This window comes from Burkholderia sp. Bp9140, from assembly GCF_003853425.1.
Lineage (GTDB): Bacteria > Pseudomonadota > Gammaproteobacteria > Burkholderiales > Burkholderiaceae > Burkholderia.
This window is the reverse complement of the sequence record NZ_QTPQ01000021.1, coordinates 133047-139118: the sequence shown is the minus strand read 5'-3', so window position 1 is coordinate 139118 and position 6072 is coordinate 133047. Positions and strand designations below refer to the sequence as shown.

General features: G+C 65.7%; 6 protein-coding genes. 3 read left to right on the top strand and 3 right to left on the bottom strand.

The features are described 5' to 3' along the window. Positions 1-71 precede the first annotated feature (71 nt). On the top strand, positions 72-518 hold the full coding sequence (locus tag DIE21_RS18980; protein ID WP_124499150.1) for a DoxX family protein: 447 nt from the start codon (positions 72-74) through the stop codon (positions 516-518). Between the two features lie 238 nt (positions 519-756). Beyond that, complete coding sequence (locus DIE21_RS18975) at positions 757-1449, top strand: YoaK family protein (RefSeq protein WP_124499149.1); 693 nt, start codon at positions 757-759, stop codon at positions 1447-1449. A gap of 118 nt (positions 1450-1567) precedes the next feature. Here DIE21_RS18975 and DIE21_RS18970 read toward each other — a convergent pair whose 3' ends face one another. Then, positions 1568-2713 carry a branched-chain amino acid ABC transporter substrate-binding protein gene (locus DIE21_RS18970; protein ID WP_124499162.1) on the bottom strand — a complete coding sequence of 382 codons (1146 nt, stop codon included), beginning with the start codon at positions 2711-2713 and terminating at the stop codon, positions 1568-1570. Between the two features lie 143 nt (positions 2714-2856). Next, positions 2857-4173: a serine hydroxymethyltransferase gene (gene glyA, locus DIE21_RS18965; protein ID WP_124499148.1), complete on the bottom strand. Its 1317-nt coding sequence runs from the start codon at positions 4171-4173 to the stop codon at positions 2857-2859. Between the two features lie 175 nt (positions 4174-4348). Between glyA and DIE21_RS18960 the strand changes: the two genes are divergently transcribed. Then, positions 4349-5251, top strand: coding sequence for a LysR family transcriptional regulator (locus DIE21_RS18960; protein ID WP_124499147.1), 903 nt, complete (start codon positions 4349-4351; stop codon positions 5249-5251). A 234-nt stretch (positions 5252-5485) separates the two neighbouring features. Here DIE21_RS18960 and gfa read toward each other — a convergent pair whose 3' ends face one another. Continuing rightward, positions 5486-6061: an S-(hydroxymethyl)glutathione synthase gene (gene gfa, locus DIE21_RS18955; RefSeq protein ID WP_124499161.1), complete on the bottom strand. Its 576-nt coding sequence runs from the start codon at positions 6059-6061 to the stop codon at positions 5486-5488. Positions 6062-6072: the final 11 nt, after the last annotated feature.

Here is a 6072-nt window from a genome sequence, read left to right as displayed (position 1 = left end):
CCGCACGTTGCCGACGTCGGACGCGAAGGGCTTCTGGGGTGCGTTCGGCTGTTCGTGCTGGGCGGTCTGACATGACGACCACAACCGGCCGGTGCAGCCCCGGGTGGATTCGCGCCCTCCTTTCGCAGGCGTGGGTCGGATCGCTGGTACGGCTCGCGCTCGTTTCCGCCTTCCTCATCGGCGGCGTCAACAAGGCGATGCACTTCGGCGATGCGGTCGCGGAGCAGGCGCATTTCGGCCTGCACCCGCCCGCGCTCTGGGCTGCACTGGCGGTTGTGGTCGAGATCGGCGGCTCGCTGTGCGTGGTGTTTCGCCGCTTCACCTGGATCGGCGCGGGTGGACTCGGCGTGCTGACCGTCGTCGCGATGGCGGTGGCGAACGACTTCTGGAACCACACCGGGGTCGCCCGCTTCATGGCGCTCAACAGCTTTTTCGAACACCTGGGCTTGATTGCGGCGCTCGTCCTCGTCATCATCGTCGACGATAGTCAACGCAGGCAGGGCGACGGCAGTGCCTGAGCGCGGGGTCGGACGTCGAAACAACGGAATGCGGCCATGAGGAAAGTCCGCGCTGCAGTGCCTGCCGGGACGATGGCAAGCGGTTTCGTCGCGACGGTCGGCGGCCGCAGGTCGCCGACCATGGCAGCCGGCGCGGCCGCGACCGTGGTCGTGCCGCCGCTGACTTCCCGCGAATGCGATGCGGCAATCGTGCCATTCCGGGCGCCCCATCGCCAAACCTCTACACAGACATCACGAATTGAAATCTGAAGACACCATTCTTTCCGCGGTCGCCGGGTTCGTCGACACGCTGAGCTTCGTCTCGCTGTTCGGGTTGTTCACCGCGCACGTGACCGGCAACTTCGTGCTGATCGGCGCGGGCGTTGCCGGGTTCGGGCAGGGCATCCTGCTGAAGCTGAGCGTGTTTCCCGCTTTCGTGTGCGGCGTCGTCGCGGCGAGCCTGATCGCGCGGTCCCTGTCCGCGCGGCCGGCATGGCAGGGCACGCGTGCGCTGCATACGGTGCAGGCCGTGCTGCTGCTCGGCTTCTGTGCGGCCGGCGTGTGGGCGACGCCCGTCACGCAGTCCGACAGCCTGCCGGTGCTAGTGGCCGGCATCGTCGGCACGTTCGCGATGGGCGTGCAGAACGCGCATCCGCGCGTGATCGCACGTGCCGGCGTGCCGAACACGGTGATGACGGGCAACGTCACGCAGGCGATTCTCGACGTCGTCGACCTGCTGTCGGCCGGCACGGCCGACAGCGCGCGCGCGGCCGCGCGGGCGCGCTTCGGCAAGATGCTGCCGGCGATCGTCGCGTTCGCGCTCGGCGCCATGGCCGGCGCGCTCGGCTTCCGTTATGTCGGATTCTGGGCGCTGCTCGCGCCGGCCGGCGCGCTCGCGGTGCTGGCATTGACGTCCGGTGCGCACGACACGGCGCCTGCCGCGCGGAGCTGAGATCGCGACACGTTTGCCGATTCCGGCGTGACGGCGAGCAAGCTGCTGTTCGCCACGCGCGCCATTTGCGTTGAGGCGAAGCGGACACCGCGAGCACCGAGCTCGCGGCGTCCCGATCTCAATGTTGGACGCCCAGGCTTTCGCGTTTCCCGTCCTTGAACGTATAGAGCGTCAGCGTGGCGTTCTGCAGATCGCCCTTCGCGTCGAAGCGTGTTTCACCGATGACGCCCTTGTAGTCGGTCTTCTTCAGGTACGGAAGGTACTTCGCCGGGTCGGCCGAGCCGGCTCGCTTCATCGCGTCGACGAGAATCATGATCGCGTCGTACGCATACGGCGCGTAGATCACCACGTCCTGACCATATTTCTGCTTGAACCGCTTCCTGAAGTTCTCCATCCCCGGTGCATATTCAGGCGTGATGCCGCCGGCTTCCGCGCAAATGACCTGTCTGCCGTTGAGCGCCGCCCCCGCGAGATCGGGCAGTTCGCCGGTACAGATGCCATCGCCGCCCATGAACTTCGAGGCCATCCCGAGCTGCTGCATCTGCTTGATCATCGGGCCGCCCTGCGCGTCCATCCCGCCGTAGAAGACCACGTCGGGATTCTCGCCTTTCATGGCGGTCAGCACGCCACGAAAATCGGTCGCCTTGTCGGTGGTGTACTGGCGGGACACGAGTTTCGCACCGGCGGACGTCGCCGACTTCAGGAACTCGTCAGCGATACCTTGTCCATAGGCGGTTCGATCGTCGATGACCGCAACGGATCGGGCATTCCATTTCTGCACCGCGTATTTGCCGAGTACCGAGCCGAGCTGGCCGTCGTTGGCGACGAGGCGGAAGGCGGTGTCGAAGCCTTGCTGCGTGTACTTCGGGTTGGTGGACGATTGCGATATCTCCGGGATGCGTGCGTCGTGGTAAATCTTCGAGGCCGGGATCGTCGCCCCCGAGTTGAAATGACCGACGACGCCCTTGACCCCCGCATCGACCAGGCGCTGGGCGACCTGGGTCGCCTGCCGCGGATCGCCCGCGTCGTCCTCGACCTGCAATTCGATCCTGACCTTCCTGCCGCCAATCACCGGCGGATTCGCGTTCAGGTCGTCGACGGCCATCCGTGCGCCGCGCTCGACGTCCTTGCCCAGATTCGCGTTCTGGCCCGTCAGTGGTCCGGCAAAACCCAGTTTGACGACATCGTCCTGCGCATGTGCTGCGCCCGAAGCGAGAGCGATGGCGGCGCTGCCGATCGCGATGACCGAATTCAAGCGTTTCATTTCCGTTCTCCAACCACGATATGTTTCGTCCAGCTGTCTTGTGTTTCGGTATCCGAAGCGAATGAGGTTCATGCCGCGAATGCCGAACCGAATCGGTCGGCGCATCGCGCCGACCCTGGCTGCCAGGTATCGCCTCCCGATCGTCAACGCAGATAATGCAGGGCGGAAAATTGCCGGCGATATTCGCTGACGGCCGGCGCCACATCCTCGGGCGCCTTGCGGCCCAGCAGTACGTCGGCGATGAAGGCGGCAAGTTGCGGCATGTCGCGAACGGTCATGCCCCAGCGCACGAGCTCCGGCGTCCCCATCCGCAGGCCGCATACGTCGCCCTCGATCTCGGGGAGCGGCAGCCCGATGCCGCACGCGAGAATGTTGGCCCGCCGGAGTCGCCTGGCCATCGCCTGGCCGCCATCGAACCGATGGGCCTCGATCGCGAACTGGTGCGACGTCGTGATGCCGCGGTCGCGTGCGAACACCGGCAAGCCCGATTCGACAAGCGCCTCGGCCAGTGCCTTGGCCGTGTCGACCATCGCTGCCGCGTAAGGCCGGCCGCACGCCTGCCAATCGAGCATCGTCATCGCGATCGACGCCGACCTGGCCGCATCGAAGTTGGCCGTCATGCCGGGATAGGCAATGGCGTCGAGTTTCTGCGCCAGCCCGGCGTCGTCGGTCACGATCAACCCGCCGGCCGCGCCGGCCAGGCTCTTGTACGTGCTCATCGTCATCAGATGCGCGCCTTCGGCAAGCGGCTGCTGCCACGCATGGCCGGCGATCACGCCGCACAGGTGCGCCGCATCATAGAGCACCACGGCACCGATCTCGTCCGCGATGGCACGCACCTCCCTGATCGGGTGCGGGAACAGGTTGAGGCTCTGGCCGAGGGTGATGACTTTCGGTCGCAGGCGCAGCGCGTCCTCGCGCAGTGCATCCAGATCGACCGTGTAGCGATCGGCATCGAATGCCATCAGGTAAGGCTTGACGCCGTACATCCCGGCGGCGCCGTTGGCATGATGGCTGAAGTGGCCGCCAACCGTGGCGGACGGCACGAACACGGTGTCGCCCGGCCTGGCCACGGTCATGTACGCGTAAAGGTTCGCCAGTGCACCCGAAGCGACTCGAATCTCCGCATAGCGCGCGCCGAAGACCTGCGCCACCAGCTCGGCACACAGGACCTCGATTTTCTCGACGCCTTCCAGCCCCATTTCGTACTTGTCGCCGGGGTAGCCGAGGGACGGCCGCGAACCGACGCCGGCGGCCAGCAGCGCTTCGGCCTTCGGGTTGATGGCATTGGTGGCCGGGTTGAGGTTGAAGCAGTCGCGCTCGTGTATCACGCGATTTTCCTCGACGAAGGCGAGCAGATCACGCTCGTTCTGATCCGGGGCCTGGCTGGCAAAGCGTCTGACCAGCGACTGGATGTAGTTTTCGGGATCCCTGGGGACCCACGGGCGGGCTTCCAACATGACGATTTCCTTATCACTGGGGCCGCGTGAGCGCGGGAGAGCGGTCCCCGGGGTTGATCCGGTGCCTTTCGGAAATCATCGTAGGCGGTGAATATGCTCACGTATATTTATCGTTTTTGACGTAATACATTAGCAATTCTGGTGAATGACCTGTTTTTCCCCTGGGATGAATGCCATGGAAATCGGACGTCTTCGGGCGCTGCTGGAGCTGGCGCGGTGCGGCACCATGGCCGCCGCCGCGGAAGCGCTGTTCCTGACGCCCTCGGCTGTCTCGCAGCAAATCACCCAGCTCGAGGAGGAGGCCGGCGTCAAGCTCACGGAACGCATCGGCAGGGGCGTGCGGCTCACCCCGGCTGGCCAGGCGCTGGTGGGATACGCGGAGCGGGTCATGGTGGTGCTCGACGAAGCTCGCTCGGAGCTGGCGGTGCTGCGGCGCGAGATCGCCGGCGAGTTGCGCGTTGCCGCTTTCCCGTCGATCGCATCGGCCGTGCTGCCCGATACGGTCAAGGCCTTGCAGCGGGTCTTTCCGCGCCTCGAGATCATTCTTGACGAGATGGAGCCGATCGACGGGCTCGCGGCGCTGCGGTCCTGGCGCGCGGATATCGCGCTGATCGACGATCTCTCCATCGTCGTGGGCGACAAGCAGGAGAACGTCGGTGTCGTGCAACTGGCCGAGGACGTGCTGTACGTGGCACTTGCGGCCGATCACGCGTTGAGCAGAAGGCCGTCGCTGAGCGTCGCCGACCTGAGGCATGAAACCTGGGCAATCGATTCGACGTCGAGCGTATTTGGTGACTTCATCGCCGGCTTGTGCCGCCGCGCGGGCTACGAGCCACGGATCAACGCCAAGTGCGGCGGTTTCGAGATGGTCGGTGCGATGGTGGCTGCCGGCTGCTCGGTGTCGATCGTTCCCGGACTCCGGCGGGCGCGGCCGCTGGCCGGCGTCGCATGGGTCAAGCTGAAACCGGAAGTGCGCCGCAAGATCTATGTCGCCTATCGCCGCGGCGAGCGCAATCATCCTGCGATCAACGTATTCGTCGAGGAGATCGTCCGGACGGCGTCGAGCCTGCTCGGCTAGTACCCAATCGGCTCGCAAAACCGTCGGGCGCATTGCGCGCCCCTGTCGCCGGCGCTGGGAACTGGTGCCGCAGGCCGACGCTGACGCATCTCCGCATGAGACGTCCTTGCTCAAGCCCGTGAAAAGCCGCGCGATGACGGCGCACGCCACGCGCGGTGACGGGTTCGATACACGATTCGTGACCGTCGTGGCGAAGCGCGGCAGCCTGTCGCCACGCGCCGGCCATGGCGGAACTCACGCCTCCCGGTAGGTTCCTTTGGCCTTGGCCGTCTGCGTCGCCAGCGCATCCATCAGCGGCGGGCTCAGGCAATCGTAGGGCTCCAGCCCCTTGCTGCGCAGCGTGTCGCGCACGTCCGCCATCAACGACGGCGGCGTGCCGCTCTCGATGATCGACGACACGAACGCGGCGAAACCGGGCCCCTCCCAACCGGCATCCGGCGACAGTTCGGTATGGATGAAATCCAGGCCGTAAAACGCATGGTCGGTATTTTCGATGCGTCCGAACAGATGCGTGCCGCAGCCGGAGCACGCATGGCGCTGGATCAACGCCTTGTCGTCCACGACGTGCAGTTTCTCGCCATGTGCGGTCACGGTGACCTTGTCGCGCGGCACGACACCCACGACGGAAAACAGCGCGCCGGCCGGCTTCCAGCACTTCGTGCAGCCGCACGCGTGATTGAACGCGACCTGGGCATCGACCCGAACCTCGACCGGATCCTGCGTGCACAGGCAACGCAGCGTGCCGCCGGCGAACTGGGCGGCGCCCTTTTGAATGCCGCGATCGACGGCGGGATGAATGGCGACGGACATGGTCATCTCCT

Bases quoted from the DNA above. Each gene is read 5' to 3' on its own strand.
- DIE21_RS18980 (WP_124499150.1), top strand. From the start codon at position 72: ATGACGACCACAACCGGCCGGTGCAGCCCCGGGTGGATTCGCGCCCTC.
- DIE21_RS18970 (WP_124499162.1), bottom strand. From the start codon at position 2,713: ATGAAACGCTTGAATTCGGTCATCGCGATCGGCAGCGCCGCCATCGCT.
- glyA (WP_124499148.1), bottom strand. From the start codon at position 4,173: ATGTTGGAAGCCCGCCCGTGGGTCCCCAGGGATCCCGAAAACTACATC.
- DIE21_RS18960 (WP_124499147.1), top strand. From the start codon at position 4,349: ATGGAAATCGGACGTCTTCGGGCGCTGCTGGAGCTGGCGCGGTGCGGC.
- gfa (WP_124499161.1), bottom strand. From the start codon at position 6,061: ATGTCCGTCGCCATTCATCCCGCCGTCGATCGCGGCATTCAAAAGGGC.